The organism is Kitasatospora sp. NPDC018619, assembly GCF_044391605.1.
Lineage (GTDB): Bacteria > Actinomycetota > Actinomycetes > Streptomycetales > Streptomycetaceae > Kitasatospora.
Map to the genome: position 1 here is coordinate 358,726 of NZ_JBISAI010000006.1, position 17,117 is coordinate 375,842.

Genomic DNA, 17,117 nt, shown 5'->3' on the forward strand with positions numbered 1-17,117 from the left:
GTCTATTGCTGCCTGTTCCCGGGCGCCCTGTGGCGATACGGTGGCGGTGAAACGCGATCTTTCAGCTGCGGTGAGGCCTCAGCCGGCCTTGAGGCGTTCGAGGAACTCCGGGACGCCGTTCACCTGGCGGTAGGGCCTGAAGGCCGGCGCGAGCTCGCGGACGAGGCTGACGCACCGTGGCGCACCGATGCGGGTGGCCAGATCCAGCGACTCGTTGGTGACCGCGAGCGCCTGCTCGACGTCGTTGGCCCGGAGGTAGCCCTTGGCCTGGTAGGCCAGGAAGATTCCGCGCGTCTTGTCCCTGGCGCGGGGCAGCAGTGCCATGCCCTCGGTCATGCGCGCGCGTGCCTCGTCGGTCCGGCCCAGATCCAAGAGGCATTGGCCCGAGTCGACGGCTAGGTCGGCCGGACTCATCCACGCGCACCAACCGGGGGCGGGATCGGCAGCCTCGACGGCCAGCGCGACTTCGGCCTCGGCCAGGTCTCGGTAGCACGCGGAGCGGTCACCGAGCGCGGCGTAGGCGCGGGCCCGTCGGAGGAACAGCAGGGAGCGGGCGGTCGGGTGCTCGGTGCCGGACAGCGCGTACCCGAGCTGGTCCACGGAGACCTTGGGCTCACCGAGCCAGTTCGATTGGTAGGCGAAGTCGGACAGTACTCCGGCGCCGAAGTCGCGATCGCCGGCTGCGTGCGCGGAGTGCAAAGCCGCTCCCCAGAGCTTTCCGGCCGCCCAGTGCTGGCCGTGGTCGAACCGGTGCCAGCCGCAGGTGGTGGCGAGGGAGGCGGCGAGCAGGTGGAGCCGCTGACCGGTTTTCTCGCCGTAGCGGCCGTCCTCGATCAGGTCGGTCACCGTGGCGAGGTGGGCGTCCATCAGGCGGATGGTGTGCTGACGCTGTTCGGTGGGCAGGGCAGTCAGCTTCACGCTGGTGTCCTCCAGCCAGTCCACGAGTTCGGTGTCCACCTGTTTGCCGCCAAGGGCCAAGGTGAGACGGTCGGATTCGATCGTGGCCCACTGGGCGGCAAGGCCGGCCAGTGAGATGGCGCTGTAGGTCATGAAGCTGCGGCGGTCCATGGCGGCTCTCTGTGCGTCTCGGAGTGCTTGAGCGGTGTAGCCGGACCCCAACGGCAGCGGTTCGTCCCGTCCGGGCAGCCAGCAGGGCCAGCCGTACGCCTCCATGTCGGAGACCGGGACGTCGAAGGCTTCGGCGATCAGGAGTTGGGAGTTGAGGTCCGGTGTCTTGCGCCAGTTCTCCCACCTGCTGATGGCCGTCTTGTCGGCACCGGAGCGGAGTCCACGGCTGCGGGCGGCCCTGTCGAGCCGGGCGACGAGGTCGCCCTGCGACCAGCCGCGCAGTTTCCGTGCGTAGGCGAGGGGGTGCCGGATCGGGTCGTCCACGGGCCAATCCCATCATCGACAGTGACCGTGAGCCTACTGCCGGCGAGGGCGGGACAACCCCGGGACTACAGGTAATGCCTGTTCGGTGACTGTCCGTTGGGCTGTACTCGACACGCATCGACAAGTTTCCTTGCGAAGCGGAAGGAGTCTGCCCATGAAGCGACGCGCTGCAGTCATCGGTCTCGGCCACCAGGCTCTCGAGGACCACCTGCCCGGTCTGCTCGGCTCCGGCAGGGCCAGACTGGTCGCGGTCTGCGACAACGACCCCGACGTCCTGCGTGACCGGCAGAAGTCTTTCCACGTACCAGCCTTCACGCGGGCCACTGATCTGCTGGACGCGGTGGCCCCGGACTTCGTGATCGTCGCCGTCCCGCACCATGCGGGCCGGACCGTGATCGAGGAGTGCTCCGCCCGGGGCGTCCACGTCCTCAAGGAGAAGCCGTTCGCCACCTCGCTTGCCGAGGCCCGCGAACTCGCCGCAATCTGCGAGGCCGGGCAGGTTGAGCTGATGGTCACCCTCCAACGGAGGTTCAACCCGATCTACACCAGCGTGCTGGGCCTCCTGGACCAGATCGGCACCCCGTTCCTCATCGACGGCCAGTACACCTTCCATGCCGACGACCCCGGCGCCGGCTGGCGCGGGGACCTGAAGCAGGCCGGTGGCGGCTGCATCATCGACATGGGCTACCACCTCATCGACCTCTTGATCTGGTACTTCGGCATGCCCAGCCGCGTGATCGCCGACTTCTCCGCCACCGCCCTGCCCGAGGCCGGTTACGACGCCGAGGACACCGCCATCATCCAGCTCGGCTACGACACCGATCTGTACGGCTCGGTCCTGCTGTCGCGATGGGCGGCCCCCAAGACCGAGAAGCTGCACGTTGTCGGCACTCGGGGCTCCGTGCTGCTGACGAAGAACCAGGTCCAGCGGTTCGATCTGGGCGGCACGGTCGTGGAGGAACTGGCCCGCCCGCACGCCCCGGCGAGCGCGGCCACCGCACAGATCGACTACTTCTGCCGAGTCCTGGACGGCGAACGCCCCAACACCTCCGGCCCCGAACAGCACCTCGCCCACGCCGCCTTCATCGCCTCCTGCTATGAGTCCAAGGCAGCCGGGCGCTACATCGACCCGAAGGAGATGCTGTGAACTCCACCCTCGCCCTCCTCGGCGGCCGGCCCGAAGTGACCGCCGTCGGTCCGCACTTCGACTGGCCGCCGATCGACGGCGCCACCCGTTCCAAGGTCGCCGCCCAGCTGGATGCGGCCGTGTCCATTCCCGGCCGGGCCGGCATCATCGCCGAGCTGGAGGACGGCCTCCAGGCGTACTTCGGCGTCCGGCACGCGATCACCACCAGCTCCGGCACCGCCGCCCTGCACGCCCTCTACTCGGCCGTCCGGATCAGGGCCGGGGACGAGGTGATCGTGCCCGCGTGGACCTTCCACGCGACCGCCTCTCCGCTGTTCCACTTCCGCGCGGTGCCGGTGCTCTGCGAGACCGGCCCGGACGGCAACATCGACCCGGACCGGGTGGAGGAACTGATCACCCCGCGAACCCGGGCGCTGATGGTTACTCATCTGTGGGGCCGCCCGGGCGACATGGCCGGCCTCGCGGCGGTCGCCCAGGCCCACGACCTGGCCCTGCTGGAGGACGGCTCGCACGCCCACGGAGCCGGCATCCACGGCCAGAAGGTCGGCACCTTCGGCCTCGGCTCCGCCTTCTCACTCAACGGCCCCAAGCCGCTGTCCGGGGGCGAGGGCGGGTTCGTCCTGACGGACGACGACGACACCTACTACCGGGTGCTGACGTTCGCCCACTACAACAAGCGCTGCACGTCTGAGATCCCGGAAGGCCATCCGCTCGCGCGGTTCGCGGTCACCGGGTCCGGCCTCAAGCTCCGCATCCACCCGCTGGCCGCCGCGCTCGCCTTCGACCAGCTCGGCCGCCTCGACGGCTACCTGGCCGGCCGGGCCGAGATCGCCCGCCACCTCACCGAGCGGTTCAGCCGGATACCCGGCCTCGAAGTCACGCCGGTACTCGATGGGGTGGTGCCCTCCTGGTACGGATTGACGCTCACCTACCGGCCAGACGAGCTCGGCGGCCTGCCCGTCGAGCGGTTCCACCAGGCCCTGGTTGCGGAGGGCGCGGTGGAGTTCGACCGGCCCGGTTCCACCCGTCCCCTCCACGAACTGCCGCTCTACCAGCACCCGGACCTGCTGTTCCCCGGGTTCCCGCACCACCATCGCCGGTACCCGACCGGCTTCTTCCCGGTCGCCGAGCATGCCTACCGGCACACGATCAAGCTCCCGGTCTGGCACCGTGAGCAGGATCTCGCGCTGGCCGAGCAGTACGTTCGCGCGGCCGTCAAGGTGAGCGACCACCACAAGGAGTTGCTGTGACCGTTACCTCCGCCGAGTTCCTGGCCGGTCTCGTCAGCGATGCCCGACAGGACGGCATCACCGGCTTCGTGGCCGCAGCTGTCGTCACCGAGGCCACCCGGATCCTCTTGGTGCGGCGCAAGCCCGACGACTTCATGGGTGGGCTGTGGGAGATCCCGTCCGGCAAGGTCGAGGAGGGCGAGACCATCCTGGAGGCCCTCCACCGAGAGACCGCCGAGGAGACCGGCCTGACCATCGAGACGGTGAACGGATACGTCGGCCACTTCGACTATCCCGACAGCCGTGGCGGTACCACCCGGCAGTTCAACTTCGCGGTCACGGTCGAGAAGGCCGAACCGGTTGTCCTCACCGAGCACGATGCCCACCAGTGGGCCCTGCCTGGCGACCTGCCCGAGGTGAGCGATGCGGTGCGCGAGCTGATCGCCAGGTGAGCCGGAGCCGTCGACCCGCCCGCCCGGCGGAAGAGGACGAGGACAGGACCACGTGGAAGCGGCTGCTGTCCGAGGTGTGGCGATCGCGTGGCGGTCGAGCCCCGTCCGAACGGGATTTCGCAGGTAGCTGCTCCTGAGTCGACTGTTCCCGGCGTACAGGCCGACTCTTCCGCCGCCTTTTCGCCTCCCCGCCGCCCGGCGCGCCCCCTCAGGCCGGGCGGGCGCCGACGGCGTCGCGGATCTGGTCGCCGAGGCCGCCGTTGACGCGGGCGCAGTGGGCGCAGCAGAAGAACCTGCCGGCGACCTCGACTCCGTGGCCGACGATGCGGACGTCGCACTGTTCGCAGCGCGGGGCGAGCTTCTCCATCGCGCACTCGAAGCTGTCGAAGGTGTAGCTGTCGCCGGTGACGGTCCTGATCTCGAAGGCGAGCCAGTAGTCGTTGCCGCAGGTGACGCAGATGGCCATGGCGGCCGTCTCCTTCCGGTGGGCGGCGGCCCGGGGTGTGGCCGCGCGGTCACCTCCAGTGTTGGAGGCTTCCGGGGAGACGGCCACTCGGCGGCAGCGGCGGAGGCGGCCCGCCGCTCAGGCGGCGCGGGCGGCGAGGTCCTCCAGGGCGCGTACCGCGCGGTCGGCGTCCTCGGCGGCGACGAACAGGTGGTCGTGGTGGAAGCCGGCCACCACGTTGCAGCCGATGCCCTCCTCGGCGAGCCGGCCGCACACCGCGGCGGTCAGGCCGACGGCCTCCGGCGCCGAGCGGATCCGCAGGGTGATCCAGGCCGCCACGAACGAGTAGCGCAGCCCGAGCGAGTCCGCCTCCTCCTGGGCGACCACCACCGTCACCCCCTCGGGCTCGGCGACGGTCACCACCGCCCGCAGGCCGGCCGGCACCCGCGCGGGGAGCGTGCAGTAGACGTACCGGCCCGGATTGAGCTGCGGGCTCATCCCGCGCAGCAGTGTCGCGAGGTCTCGTTCTGCGGCCATGCCCGCCACGGTAGCGGCTGGACGGGGGAGGCGGGGTGCTCCGGGGGCGTGTCGGAAGCGTTGACGAGCGACTGTCTCCGATATATCGTCGAGCTATCGAGACAGTGACTCGACTGCCTCGTCGAAGCTCCACGACACGAGGAGGTGGGCGCGATGCGCTCCGAACGTCAGGAAGGAATGCGGTTCCGCTGGGAGGGGCCGCGCGGCGGCGGGGGCCGGCGCCGGGGGCCGGGCCCGGAGTTCCGGGGGATGCCCGGGGAGGGCTTCGGGGGCCGGGAGGCGTTCGGCGGGTTCGGCCCGCCGTTCGGCGGCGGCCCCGGCCGGCCGGGGGGCGGCCCGTTCGGGCACGGTTTCGGCGGGCGCGGCGGTGGCGGCCGGCGCGGGGGTCCGCACGCGCGGCGCGGCGGGCGGGCCCGGCGCGGCGACGTCCGGGCCTCGCTGCTGGCGCTGCTCAGGGAGCGGCCGATGCACGGCTACGAGATGATCGCCGAGATCGCCGAGCGGACCGGCGGAGCCTGGCGGCCCAGCCCCGGGTCGATCTACCCCAACCTCCAGCTGCTGGAGGAGGAGGGCCTGGTCGTCGCCGAGGAGGTCGGCGGCAAGCGGCTGGTCTCGCTCACCGAGGCGGGCCGGGCCGAGGCCGAGGCCGGGCCGGCCGAGCCGTGGGCGGAGGCCGGTCGGGAGGTCGACTGGGAGGCCGTCCAGGAGGTCGGCCAGGCGCTGGCCGCCGTCGACCAGGCGATCCGCCAGGTCATGGCCACCGGCACCGAGGCCCAGCGGACCAAGGGGCTCGCGGTGCTGACCGAGGCCCGCAAGAAGCTGTACCTCATCCTCGCCGAGGATGACTGACCGGCCCGGGGGGAGCGGGGTGCCCGGGGGACGGGCGGTGCCGCTGCCGGGGCGGCCCGGGGGAAGGCCTCACGGCCGGACCGCGAACAGGGCCAGGCACACCAGCAGCAGCACCGCCCAGCCGAACCAGAGCCAGGCGTTCGGCTCGATGACGATGCTGTAGAGGCACACCGCCAGGAGCAGCGCCCCGGTGACGCCGGCCACCTGTCGGTTGTGGTGCTCGACCGCCCGGGAGCGGCTCCTCGGGTGCCGTACCGTCCTCGCCATGCCGACCTCCCGGGGGGAGCTGCGGTGGGGGAGGCGGCCCGTCAGCCGGAGGCGCGGTCGGTGGCCGCCTCGTCGTACTCGTAGCGCCAGTGCCAGCTCAGGCCCCGAACCTGCTTGCTCCGGACGTACACCAGTGTGCGCGCGGGAGCCCCGTCGTGCGCGGGGACCGGGACCTTGTACTTCTTGGGCACGCCGAGCATCGGCCCCAGCGGGATGGGGAGGATCTTCCCGTCCAGGGGGCCGCCGACGAATGCGGTGTCCGCGCTCTTCATCCCTCCAGGGTCTCACCCCGGCGGACGGGGGACGCCACCGCGAGCCGCCGCGGACGGGGACCACGGGCGCGGCCCGGGGCCGGGAGCGGGGAGCGCGCCCGGCCGGTGTGGCCGGCGGGTGTGACCGGAGAGTGTGACCGGAGAGGCACCGCCCCCGGTCATCCGGAGGCCCTGCGCACCCTTATCCTTCCTGTTACGCCCTCGGGGTCCACCCGGGTCAGCGGGCCCCGTACGGGCCGGGCGAGGCGCGGATCCGCGCGCCCTCCGGCCGATGCGACGCGGACAGCGTGCTGCCGCGACTGCGTACCGTGACCCGGGCGTCGGCCGTCCGGTGACCCCGGGCCGCGGCCGGCAGGGCGCGGACGTCAGGGCCGAGCACCCCCGGGAAGCAGACGGGGACGCCGTGCGTTGCGTCGGAGTGGTACGTCGAACGCTGTGTCGCACCAGGCACGGCAGTTGCGCGGAAGGGGCCCGATGGAAGCCGGCAGCAGGTGGACGACCTGGTGGCAGAAGCGTGATCGTCAGCGGGCGGGGGGCGCGGACGGCCCGGCCGCCGGTCTCGATCAGCTGCTCGGCGCGGTCCGCGCCGGGTTCCCGCTCGCACCCGCCGCCCACCCGACCGGCTACCGGTGCTCCTGCGACCGGGTGGCCTGTCCGGCCCCCGCCCAGCACCCGGTCTCCTTCGCCTGGCAGACCCAGGCCACCACCGACCCGGACCAGCTCACCCGCTGGCTCGCCCGGGACCCGGAGGCCAACTTCATCACCGCCACCGGCCGGGTGCACGACGTGCTGGACGTCCCGGCCGAGGCCGGCCGGCTCGCGCTGGAGCGGCTGACGGCGCTCGGCGTCGAAGGCCCGGTCGCCGCCGTCGGCGAGGACCGCTACCTGTTCTTCACCGCCACCCGCGGTACCCCGCAGGACGAGGACGAGTGGTGGCCGAGCGCGCTCGACTCCACCCCCGACACCATGTCCGAGCACCCCGGCCTGCGCTGGCACTGCCGCGGCTCGTACACCCTGCTGCCGCCGGCCGCGCTGCCGGACGGCTCCCGCGTGCGCTGGCTGCGCGGGCCCGAGCAGCCGCTGCCGGACCCGCTGCGCGTCCTGGACGTGCTCACCGACGCCTGCACCGAGGTGGGCGCCGTCGCCGAGGAGCAGTGGCTGATCGGCTGACGGCGCCCGGGTCGGCCGAACGGCGCGGGGGTCACGGCAGGGTGAGGATCTCCGCGCCGGTCGCCGTGACCACCAGGGTGTGCTCGAACTGGGCGGTGCGCTTGCGGTCCTTGGTGACGACCGTCCAGCCGTCCGGCCAGATCTCGTAGTCGTAGGTGCCCAGCGTCAGCATCGGCTCGATGGTGAAGGTCATGCCCGGCTTGATCACCTCGGTGGCCCGCTCGCTGTCGTAGTGCGGGATGATCAGCCCGGAGTGGAACGACGTGTTGATGCCGTGCCCGGTGAAGTCCCGCACCACGCCGTAGCCGAAGCGCTTGGCGTAGGACTCGATGACCCGTCCGATGACGTTGATCTGCCGGCCCGGCTTGACCGCCTTGATCGCCCGGTCGAGGGATTCCCGGGTGCGCTCGACCAGCAGCCGGGACTCCTCGTCCACGTCGCCGACCAGGTAGGTGGCGTTGAGGTCGCCGTGCACCCCGTGGATGAACGCGGTGGCGTCGATGTTGACGATGTCGCCGTCCTGCAGCACCGTCGAGTCCGGGATGCCGTGGCAGATCACCTCGTTGATCGAGGTGCAGACGGACTTGGGGAAGCCCCGGTAGCCGAGGTCGGACGGGTAGGCGCCGTGGTCGCACATGTACGCGTGCGCGACGGCGTCCAGCTCGTCGGTGGTGACGCCGGGGGCGATCAGCTTGGCCGCCTCCGCCATCGCCCGCGCGGCGATCCCGCCCGCGATCCGCATCTTCTCGATCGTCTCGGCGTCCTGCACCTCGGGCCCGGTGTACGGCGCCGGCGCGGGCTTGCCGACGTACTCGGGGCGCGGGATGTGCGCCGGGACCTTGCGGGTGGGGGACTGGATGCCGGGTACGAGAGCCATGCCGCGAGTCTAGTCGCCGGCCCTCGCAGCCCCGGGGCGGTGTGCGACCAGGGGGCGGGCGGGGAATGATCGGTACCGACCCATCTTCTGGAACGGGAGAGCGCCATGCCCTTCGGATTCGACCGCAAGCCGACCGGCAAGCCCGGTGAGTGGTTCTACTGCATCAGGCACAACAAGGTGGAGGAGGGCCCGGAGTGCCCGGCGAAGGACCGCCTGGGGCCGTACGCCACCCCCGAGGAGGCCGCCCGGGCCCTGCGGATCGCGGACGAGCGCAACCGGGAGTGGCGCGACGACCCGCGCTGGAACGACCAGCCGAAGGACGACGGCGCCGAGTAGCGCCGGCCGGCGTCGCGGCCTGCGCCCGGGTGTACACCTGGCATGTCCGGCACGCTTGGGCGCATGACGCAGCCCCTGCCCGCGGAGTCGGTCCGCGATGTCCGCGCGCACCTGGCCGAGGCCGTCGAGCGGGCCGATCGGGACGACGTGCCCACCGTGATCACGCGCCGCGGCAAGGAGGCGCCGCCGTGGTGCCGATCGATGTCCTGCGCACGTACCAGGCGTGGGAGGAGCGCGAGATCAACCGGACCATCGACGAGCGCACGGCCGGCGGCGTCCACGTCGGCCACCGCTGCACGGCCTCCGGGACCTGACGGGGCGTCGAGGGCGCTTTGGCCGGTGGGGCGTCACGCCGCCGGGGCCGCCTCCCGGGCGGCGCGTTCGTGTTCGGCGCGGACGGCGGCGGCGTGCGGGTCGGTGCGGTCGTCGTAGGCGAGCAGCCGGGGCAGGGCGGCGGCGACGGCGAGCACGGCGACCACGCAGGCCGCGCCGCCGGCCCAGACGGCGGCGCGCACGCCGACCAGTCCCGCCATGGTGCCGGCCCGGACCTGGCCGAGCTGGGGGCCGACGGAGTAGCTGAGCAGTTCGACCCCGGCCATCCGGCCGCGCAGCTCGTCCGGGATGGACTGGTTCCACATGGTCGTGCGGGCGAGGCCGCTGATCTCGTCGGCGCCGCCGGCCAGCGCCAGGCCGAGCAGCACCACCCAGATGTGCCCCGTCAGCCCGGCGAGGGCCATCGACGCGCCCCAGGCGACGGCGGCGGCCACCAGCAGCCGCCCGTGCCGGTGGACGCGGGAGGTCCAGCCGCTGGTCGCGCCGACCAGCAGGGCGCCGAGGGCCGAGGCCGCGTACATCGGGCCGAGCGCCCAGTCCGCCCCCAACTCCGAGGCCAGGAAGGGGAAGACGGCCACGGGGTAGGCGAACAGCATGGCGCAGAGGTCGATCGCGTAGGTGCCGAGCAGGTCCTTGCGGCTCCACGCGTAGCGCACGCCGGTGAGCACCGCCCGCAGGGACGGCCGTTCGGCGCCGGTGGCGGGCGGCACCGCCTTGATCCGGACGAGGAGCAGCAGCGAGACGGCGAACGACAGGACGTCCAGCGCGTACGCGGTCTGCACCCCGGCGAAGGCCACCACGACACCGGCCAGCGCCGGGCCGGCCACCGAAGCGGCGTTGTGGTACAGCGACTTGAGGGCGAACGCGGCGGTCAGGTGCTGGTGCGGGACGAGCCGGGGGAGGAGCGAGTCCAGTGCCGGGCGCTGGATGCCGTCGGCGGCCGCGACCAGCGCGGCGACCAGGTAGACCGGCCACAGCAGCGGGTGCGGCAGCAGGGCGTTGAGCAGCAGCAGCCCGGCCAGCAGGCCGAGCGCGACCTCCGCCCGCAGCACCAGCTTCCGGCGGTCCAGGGCGTCGGCCAGGGCACCGCCCCACAGGCCGAAGACGATCAGCGGCACGAGTTCGACGGCGCCGACCAGGCCGACCGCGAAGGACGACCCGGTGAGCTCCTTGATCTGCATCGGCACGGCGACGAGCGTCAGGAAGCCGCCGAAGCTGGTGACGCAGCCCGAGGTCCACAGGTAGCGGAAGTCGCGCGAGGAGCGCCACGGGGACAGGTCGGGCGTCAGCGCGCGCAGCAGCGTCCGGGCGCGCCCGGACGCGGGGGGAGGGGGAGGTTCCTCGACGTTCACGAACGGTCATCCTCGGGCGGCGGTCGCCGTGGCCGCAAACGGTTTTCGGCCCGCCCGGCGTCCGGCCGCGGGGCCGGCGCGGCTACCAGCGGGTGATCGCGGGCGCCGAGGCCAGCCGCCCGGCGAGGTCGGCGAGCCGGTCCCGGACGGAGCGGCGGCCGACCGGCTGCCCGGCGGCGGCGCTGACCAGGTGCTGGGCGAGGTCGAAGGGCCCCTCGGTGGCGGTGCCGACGGCCAGCCGTTCGTGCGCGAGCGCGCGGAGCTCGTCGAGGTCGCCGGGGCCGTCGCGGTCACCGCGCTCACCGGCGCCGCCGGGCGCGGGGCCCCCGGCGCGGTCGCCCCCGTCCAGCGCGAGCACCGTCGCGCCGTGCCGCCGGGCGTCGTGCACCCGTTCCAGCAGCGGCGCGCCGACCGCCTCCGGGGCCACCACCAGCACGGTGGCGCCTCGCCCGGCCTCGGCGAGCCGCCGCAGGTCGTGCGTCAGGTGGGCCGGGGCGCCGGCCGGCGGGCGGTGCCGCAGCAGGGTCGGCGCCAGCCGGGGGACGCCCGACCAGGCGGCCTCGTCGTCCAGGTGGGCGGCCAGGTGCCAGGGCTCGTACGCCTCGGTACCGACCAGCAGCAGCCCGCTCGCGCCGCGCCGTTCCACCGAACGGCGCAGCGTCCCGGCGAAGCCGCCGACGGCCTCCAGCCAGCCCGTTCCCGTCAGCCGTTCCCGGAGTGCCGAAACTCTCACCGCGTCCATGCGGGCCAGGATGTCCCGCGGGGCCCGGGGTTTGGCAGGATCGGCCCATGACTTCCCTCGATTCAGTGACGAACCCGGCCCACGAGGTACCGGACGTCTCGCAGTTGGTGGTCGGTGTCCTCGGCGGCACCGGCGACCAGGGGCGGGGCCTGGCCCTGCGGCTGGCCAAGGCCGGCCAGCAGGTGATCATCGGCTCCCGCGACGCTGCCCGGGCCGAGGCCGCGGCGGCCGGGCTGGGCCACGGCGTGCGCGGCGCCGACAACGCCACCGTTGCCCGGGAGAGCGACGTGGTGGTCGTCGCGGTGCCGTGGGACGGTCACGCCGCCACCCTGACCGCGCTGCGCGAGGAGCTCGCGGGCCGGATCGTCGTCGACTGCGTCAACCCGCTGGGCTTCGACAAGCAGGGCGCGTACGCGCTGAAGCCGGAGGAGGGCAGCGCCGCCGAGCAGGCCGCCGCGCTGCTGCCGGACTCCCGGGTCACCGCCGCGTTCCACCACCTGTCGGCGGTGCTGCTCCAGGACGAGTCGGTGGAGAGCATCGACACCGACGTCATGGTGCTCGGCGACGACCGGGAGGCCACCGACATCGTGCGGGGCCTGGCCGGCCGGATCCCCGGGATGCGCGGCATCTACGCGGGCCGGCTGCGCAACGCCCACCAGGTGGAGGCGCTGGTGGCGAACCTGATCTCGGTCAACCGCCGCTACAAGGCCCACGCGGGCCTGCGGATCACCGACGTCTGAGCGCGGACGGCCGTGTCGACCTCACCCCTGGCCCGGCTCCGGAGGTGAGGTCGGCGACAATGGGGGGCGGCCGTCGCACGGCCGCCCGCACCCGTCCTAGGAGCCTTCCGCCATGCCTCGCACGTCCCGTTTCGCCCTGGCCGCCGTCGTCCTCGCGCTCGTGGCCCTGGTGGTCTCGCTGGTCCAGGGCTTCTGGCTGGGCCTGATCTGGCTGCCGCTGGCCGGCGTGGCCAGCAACGTGCTGTGGATGGACCGCCGCCGGGCCAGGGTCGCCGCCGCCGCGACGGCCGCCGAGCAGCAGGCCTAGCAGGCCCGTCGGGCCGACCGGTCCCGCGGGCTGGACGCCTAGTTCTCCCAGAAGGCGAACAGGTACCGGCCGACCGTCGCGTAGTCCTGGTCCGCCCCGAACAGGCCCATCAGGCCGTGGACGATCCCGAAGAAGAACCGGTTCACCTGGGGCTGCCACAGCAGGGCGAACACCGCGAGCATCCCGTACGGCGCGAACGGCTCGATCGCGCGCCGGGTCCGGTACGACAGCCAGGGCTCGACGATGCCGTAGCCGTCCAGCCCGGGCACCGGCAGCAGGTTCAGCACGGCCGCGCTCAGCTGGAGGAAGCCGAGGAAGCCCAGCGCGCCGGAGAACGGCGAGTAGGGCAGCTCGTAGCCCTCCCAGACCACGTGCAGGGTCGGGTCGTCCAGCCAGCCCGCGCCGATCGGGACCAGCAGCACCGCCGCGATGAGCAGGTTGACCAGCGGGCCGGCCGCCGAGATCAGGCTGTGCTTGAGCCGGCCCTGGATGCGGTGCCGCTCGATCCAGACCGAGCCGCCGGGCAGGCCGATGCCGCCGAGGATCACGAAGACGATCGGCAGCACGAAGCTGAGCAGCACGTTGGCGTACTTCAGCGGGTTGAGCGTGAGGTAGCCCTTGGCGCCGACGCTGATGTCGCCGCCGTGCAGCGCGGTGCGCGCGTGGGCGTACTCGTGCAGGCAGAGCGAGACCATCCAGCCCGCGACCACGAACAGGAACACCCCGAAGGAGGCGTTGCCCCAGCCCTGGTACACCGCCCAGCCGGAGGTGCCGAGGACGGCGAGGAGCACCCAGAACACCGGGCTGATCCGGCGGTCCTCGCTGCGGGAGCGCGGCGTGGCGGCGAAGGTCATGGTCGGGGTGCTCCGTGGGCCGGGGGACGAGGGGCGGGCGCGGGCCGGGGCCGATCATGCCGGGCGGGCCGGTGACCGGACAAGCCGCTCCGGGTGAACGTCCGGGCGCGCGGTGGCGTTCCACCCTACGCGCCGGGGCCGGGACGGGCGGCCGGGCCCGCGCGCTGGGCGGGCCCAGCACAATTGTGCGGCCCTTCCCCCGCCGATCGACCAGAATGGTCCGGTGTACTACGGCATTCTCGGGACCGCGACGGCCCACCACGACGACGGCACCCCGGTACCGATCGGCGGCGCCCGGCTGCGGGCCCTGCTCACGGCCCTGGCCCTGCGGCAGGGCCGGCCGGTGCCGGCCGACCTGCTGGTGGACGAGGTGTGGGAGGCCGAGCCGCCGCAGGACTCCTCCGCCGCGCTCCAGACGCTGGTGGGCCGGCTGCGCCGCACCATCGGCCGGGACGAGGTCGGTTCCGGCCCGGCCGGGTACTGGCTGACCGGCCCGGCGACGGACCTCGCCGACTTCCGGCGGCTGGCCGGCGAGGGCCGCCGGGCCCTGGACGCGGGGGACCACGCGCTCGCCGCCGAGCGGCTGCGCGCCGCCCTGGCGCTGTGGCGCGGCCCGGCGCTGGCCGACCTGCCGGACCGCGGCCCGGCCGTCCGGCTGGAGGCCCAGCGCGAGGAGGTCCGCCGCCACCGGATCACCGCCGACCTCGGCCTCGGCCGGGCCGCCGAGCTGGTCGCCGAGCTGGCCGAGCTGTGCGACCGGCAGCCGCTGGACGAGCCGCTGCAGCTGCTGATGATCCGGGCGCTGCACGAGAGCGGGCGGACGGCCGAGGCGCTGCGCCACTACGAGCGGACCAGACGGGCGCTGGCCGAGGAGCTCGGCGTCGACCCCGGCCGCGGACTGCGCGCCCTGCACGCCGAGTTGCTCGATCCGCAGGCCCCCGAGGTCCGGCAGAGCCCCGAGGTCCGGCAGAGCCCCGAGGTCCGGCAGGCCCCCGGGGCCCCGCAGGCCGGCGGGGCCTCGGAGCCGGGCCGGCCCCCGTCCTCCGACGTGCCCGCTCCCGCTCCCGCTCCCGCACCAGCTCCAGCCCCGTCGCCTCAACTCCCGCGCCCGGCCGGCAACCTGCGCGGCCGGCTGACCAGCTTCGTCGGGCGTGAGGACGACCTCGCCGCACTGCGCGCGATGCTGACGGACCGTCGGCTGGTCACGCTGACCGGCCCGGGCGGCTCCGGCAAGACCAGCCTGTCGACGGAGGCCGGGCGCGCCGAGCAGTCCGCCGGGAGCTGGCCGGACGGCGTCTGGGTCGCCGAACTCGCCCCGCTGGAGAGCCCGGACGCGGTGCCCGCCGCGGTGGTCTCGGCGCTCGGCCTGCGCGAGATCGTCCTGCACAGCACCAGCATGGTCGCCGAGGTGATCGAGAAGCGGGCCGAGGACCCGGTGTGCCGGCTGGTCGAGCACTGCCGCCACCGCCGGATGCTGCTCGTCCTGGACAACTGCGAGCACCTGGTCCAGGCCGCCGCCGACCTCGCCGACGTGCTGCTCGCCGAGTGCCCCGACCTGACGGTGCTCGCCACCAGCCGCGAGCCGCTGGGCGTGCCCGGGGAGACGGTGCTGCCGGTCGAGCCGCTGCCCGACCCGGTCGCGCTGCGGCTGTTCGCCGAGCGCGCGGCCGCCGCCCGTCCCGGCTTCGACCCGCAGGGCGACCCGGAGGCCTGCGCCGAGATCTGCCGCCGGCTGGACGGGCTGCCGCTGGCCATCGAACTGGCCGCCGCCCGGCTGCGGGTGATGACGGCGCGCCAGATAGCCGACCGCCTGGACGGCCGCTTCGCGCTGCTCACCGCGGGCAGCCGCACCCTGCTGCCGCGCCAGCAGACGCTGCGCGCGGTGGTCGACTGGAGCTGGGACCTGCTGGGCAAGCGGGAGCGGGCGGTGCTGCGCCGGCTCGCGGTCTTCGCGGGCGGCTGGCAGCTGGAGGACGCCGAGGCGGTGTGCGCCGACGGCGCCGAGGTGGCCGGCGGCGAGGTCGCCGACCTGCTGCTGTCGCTGGTCGACAAGTCCCTGCTGGTGGCCGATCTGGACGGGGCCAGCCTGCCGCGCTACCGGATGCTGGAGACCATCCACGAGTACGCGACCGAGCGCCTCGCCGAGTCCGCCGCCGAGCGCGCCGCCACGGAGGCCCGCCACCTGGCGCACTTCCGCGCCATGATCGCCGTCGCGGACTCGCAGATCCACGGCCCCCGCCAGCTGCACTGGCTGGCGGTGCTGGAGCGCGAGCAGGACAACATCCGGGCGGCGCTGCGCCGGGCGATCGACCTGCGGGACGAGGAGCAGGCGCTGCTGCTCGCCCTCGGCATGAGCTGGTACTGGTCGCTGCGCGGCTACAGCATGGAGGCGCGCACCTGGTACACCGCGGTCGGCGCGCTCGGCCCGGACCCGTTCGGCCCGGACGCCCCGCCGGCGGTGCCGCTGGAGCGCAGCGTCCTGGAGTACGGGCTGCCGCTGCCGGCGCCGGTGCTGGAGGAGGCCCGCCGGCTGCTCGCGATGTTCCGGCTGATCGGACTGTTCGAGGGCAACCTCGACGTCCTCGGGGACCCGGAGGCGGTCAAGGTCGCCCAGCGGCTGATGGACGCCTACACCCCGGACCTGCCGCAGGCCTACCGCTTCCCGGCACTGATGCGGGTGTTCGGCGCCTTCCTGGCCGGCCGTCTGGAGGTGATGAAGGACCTGCTGGACGACGCGGTGCGCGGCTGCGAGCGGTACGGCGGGCCGAGCGACCTGGCGTTCATCCTCCAGGTGCGGGCCAGGATGCTGAACGACTGGCCGAGCGGCACGGAGCAGAGCATCGTGGACGGCGCCCGCTCGCTGGAGCTGTACGAGCAGGCGGGCGACCTCTGGGGCATCTCCCAGGCGCTCGCGGCCCACGGCGAGTCGCTGGCCAACCGGGGCGACTCGGCGGCCGCCGCCGCGGCGTACGAGCGGGCGATCGAGCTGGTCGAGGAGCTGGGGGCGCCGCTGGAGGTGCCGATCCTGCGGGTGAACCTGGGCACCGCCCTGCTGGAGCACGACACGGACCGCGGTGAGCGGATCGTCCGGGAGGCGCTGGCCTCCATCGAGCGGCCGGGCCTCAACCAGTCCACCACCGGGGCGCTGATGTTCGGCCACCTGACGCTCTGCGGCCTGCACGCCCAGCGCGGCGAGTTCGCGGCGGCGCTGGCCGAGCTGGACGAGCTGGACACCATCCGGGTCGGCGGCTTCGCGCCGAGCCTGGTGACCGGGATGCTGCTGAGCGCCCGGGGCTGGATCACCGCCCGGGCCGGGGATCCGGACGCCGGGTTGGAGCTGCTGCGCGAGGGCTGGGCGCAGCTGCGGGCGGTGACGGCCGCGAGCGGCTTCGCCGAGCACATGACGGTCATGGTGGTGCCCGCGGTGACGTCGGTGCTGTGCGGTTTCGCCCAGCGCGACGGGGACCGGGAGCGGGCGCGGCTCGCCGCCGTGCTGGCCGGCGCGCACGGCGGGCTGAACGGCCCCAAGGGCGGCTACCTGGACCGGCTCGAGCGGGAGCGCACGGAGGGCGTCCTGCGGGAGCTGATGGGCGAGGCCGGGTACCGGGAGGCCCGGGCCGGCGGCGTGGGGATGACCCAGGAGCAGGCCTTCGAGCTGCTGGAGCAGCTGATCGGCTAGGGCGGCGCGCCCGGTACGCGCGCCCGCCCGGTACGCGCGGCGGCCGTACGGTCGCCGCGGGGGCGGCGCGGCGGGGCGCCCCCCCGAGCCGCGGGAGACCACCAGCAGCCCCGTGTCCTCGAGGAACGTCGGCCTCT

At 73.8% G+C, this 17,117-nt stretch carries 18 protein-coding genes and 1 pseudogene; 10 read left to right on the forward strand and 9 right to left on the reverse strand.

Going from position 1 to position 17,117, the window contains the following annotated elements; translation table 11 throughout:
* Positions 1-78 precede the first annotated feature (78 nt).
* Positions 79-1,392 carry a helix-turn-helix transcriptional regulator gene (locus ACH5AR_RS12470; RefSeq protein ID WP_396301327.1) on the reverse strand — a complete coding sequence of 438 codons (1,314 nt, stop codon included), beginning with the start codon at positions 1,390-1,392 and terminating at the stop codon, positions 79-81.
* A gap of 154 nt (positions 1,393-1,546) precedes the next feature.
* Here ACH5AR_RS12470 and ACH5AR_RS12475 point away from each other — a divergent pair, with 154 nt between their 5' ends.
* The 3 genes from ACH5AR_RS12475 to ACH5AR_RS12485 are packed head-to-tail and all read left to right on the forward strand — an operon-like array spanning position 1,547 to position 4,220.
* A complete protein-coding gene (locus ACH5AR_RS12475) occupies positions 1,547-2,539 on the forward strand; it encodes a Gfo/Idh/MocA family protein (RefSeq protein WP_396301328.1) in 993 nt (330 codons plus the stop codon).
* On the forward strand, positions 2,536-3,789 hold the full coding sequence (locus ACH5AR_RS12480; protein WP_396301329.1) for a DegT/DnrJ/EryC1/StrS family aminotransferase: 1,254 nt from the start codon (positions 2,536-2,538) through the stop codon (positions 3,787-3,789). The genes ACH5AR_RS12475 and ACH5AR_RS12480 overlap by 4 nt, the downstream gene beginning before the upstream one ends.
* Complete coding sequence (locus ACH5AR_RS12485) at positions 3,786-4,220, forward strand: NUDIX domain-containing protein (RefSeq protein WP_396301330.1); 435 nt, start codon at positions 3,786-3,788, stop codon at positions 4,218-4,220. Before ACH5AR_RS12480 ends, ACH5AR_RS12485 begins: the two co-directional genes overlap by 4 nt.
* Before the next feature lie 208 nt (positions 4,221-4,428).
* Here the strand turns inward: ACH5AR_RS12485 and ACH5AR_RS12490 are convergent, their stop codons facing one another.
* Positions 4,429-4,686 carry a Prokaryotic metallothionein gene (locus ACH5AR_RS12490; protein ID WP_396301331.1) on the reverse strand — a complete coding sequence of 86 codons (258 nt, stop codon included), beginning with the start codon at positions 4,684-4,686 and terminating at the stop codon, positions 4,429-4,431.
* Positions 4,687-4,803: 117 nt separating this feature from the next.
* On the reverse strand, positions 4,804-5,202 hold the full coding sequence (locus ACH5AR_RS12495) for an ACT domain-containing protein (RefSeq protein WP_396301332.1): 399 nt from the start codon (positions 5,200-5,202) through the stop codon (positions 4,804-4,806).
* 153 nt (positions 5,203-5,355) lie between these two features.
* Between ACH5AR_RS12495 and ACH5AR_RS12500 the strand changes: the two genes are divergently transcribed.
* Positions 5,356-6,051 carry a PadR family transcriptional regulator gene (locus tag ACH5AR_RS12500; protein ID WP_396301333.1) on the forward strand — a complete coding sequence of 232 codons (696 nt, stop codon included), beginning with the start codon at positions 5,356-5,358 and terminating at the stop codon, positions 6,049-6,051.
* Between the two features lie 69 nt (positions 6,052-6,120).
* Here ACH5AR_RS12500 and ACH5AR_RS12505 read toward each other — a convergent pair whose 3' ends face one another.
* Positions 6,121-6,318, reverse strand: a complete 198-nt coding sequence (locus tag ACH5AR_RS12505; protein ID WP_396301334.1) for a hypothetical protein — start codon at positions 6,316-6,318, stop codon at positions 6,121-6,123.
* A gap of 41 nt (positions 6,319-6,359) precedes the next feature.
* Positions 6,360-6,590, reverse strand: a complete 231-nt coding sequence (locus ACH5AR_RS12510) for a hypothetical protein (protein ID WP_396301335.1) — start codon at positions 6,588-6,590, stop codon at positions 6,360-6,362.
* 474 nt (positions 6,591-7,064) lie between these two features.
* Between ACH5AR_RS12510 and ACH5AR_RS12515 the strand changes: the two genes are divergently transcribed.
* Positions 7,065-7,760, forward strand: a complete 696-nt coding sequence (locus tag ACH5AR_RS12515; RefSeq protein ID WP_396301336.1) for a bifunctional DNA primase/polymerase — start codon at positions 7,065-7,067, stop codon at positions 7,758-7,760.
* A gap of 31 nt (positions 7,761-7,791) precedes the next feature.
* Here ACH5AR_RS12515 and map read toward each other — a convergent pair whose 3' ends face one another.
* Positions 7,792-8,637 carry a type I methionyl aminopeptidase gene (map, locus tag ACH5AR_RS12520; RefSeq protein ID WP_396301337.1) on the reverse strand — a complete coding sequence of 282 codons (846 nt, stop codon included), beginning with the start codon at positions 8,635-8,637 and terminating at the stop codon, positions 7,792-7,794.
* Positions 8,638-8,742: 105 nt separating this feature from the next.
* Here map and ACH5AR_RS12525 point away from each other — a divergent pair, with 105 nt between their 5' ends.
* Both ACH5AR_RS12525 and ACH5AR_RS12530 read left to right on the forward strand, forming a co-directional pair.
* Entirely contained in the window at positions 8,743-8,973 is a 231-nt protein-coding gene (locus ACH5AR_RS12525; RefSeq protein ID WP_396301338.1) for a hypothetical protein, read from the forward strand.
* 63 nt (positions 8,974-9,036) lie between these two features.
* Positions 9,037-9,287, forward strand: a pseudogene (locus tag ACH5AR_RS12530) (type II toxin-antitoxin system Phd/YefM family antitoxin).
* A 33-nt stretch (positions 9,288-9,320) separates the two neighbouring features.
* Here the strand turns inward: ACH5AR_RS12530 and ACH5AR_RS12535 are convergent.
* Both ACH5AR_RS12535 and ACH5AR_RS12540 read right to left on the reverse strand, forming a co-directional pair.
* Positions 9,321-10,658 carry an MFS transporter gene (locus ACH5AR_RS12535; protein ID WP_396301339.1) on the reverse strand — a complete coding sequence of 446 codons (1,338 nt, stop codon included), beginning with the start codon at positions 10,656-10,658 and terminating at the stop codon, positions 9,321-9,323.
* Positions 10,659-10,740: 82 nt separating this feature from the next.
* Positions 10,741-11,400: a hypothetical protein gene (locus ACH5AR_RS12540; protein ID WP_396301340.1), complete on the reverse strand. Its 660-nt coding sequence runs from the start codon at positions 11,398-11,400 to the stop codon at positions 10,741-10,743.
* A gap of 47 nt (positions 11,401-11,447) precedes the next feature.
* Here ACH5AR_RS12540 and npdG point away from each other — a divergent pair, with 47 nt between their 5' ends.
* Both npdG and ACH5AR_RS12550 read left to right on the forward strand, forming a co-directional pair.
* Positions 11,448-12,140, forward strand: coding sequence for an NADPH-dependent F420 reductase (npdG, locus tag ACH5AR_RS12545; RefSeq protein WP_396301341.1), 693 nt, complete (start codon positions 11,448-11,450; stop codon positions 12,138-12,140).
* A gap of 112 nt (positions 12,141-12,252) precedes the next feature.
* Positions 12,253-12,447: a hypothetical protein gene (locus tag ACH5AR_RS12550; protein WP_396301342.1), complete on the forward strand. Its 195-nt coding sequence runs from the start codon at positions 12,253-12,255 to the stop codon at positions 12,445-12,447.
* A gap of 38 nt (positions 12,448-12,485) precedes the next feature.
* Here ACH5AR_RS12550 and ACH5AR_RS12555 read toward each other — a convergent pair whose 3' ends face one another.
* Positions 12,486-13,301, reverse strand: coding sequence for a site-2 protease family protein (locus tag ACH5AR_RS12555; RefSeq protein WP_396301343.1), 816 nt, complete (start codon positions 13,299-13,301; stop codon positions 12,486-12,488).
* A gap of 223 nt (positions 13,302-13,524) precedes the next feature.
* On the opposite strand from ACH5AR_RS12555, the gene ACH5AR_RS12560 reads away from it, so the two are divergent.
* Complete coding sequence (locus ACH5AR_RS12560; RefSeq protein ID WP_396301344.1) at positions 13,525-16,980, forward strand: AfsR/SARP family transcriptional regulator; 3,456 nt, start codon at positions 13,525-13,527, stop codon at positions 16,978-16,980.
* Positions 16,981-17,117 lie beyond the last annotated feature (137 nt).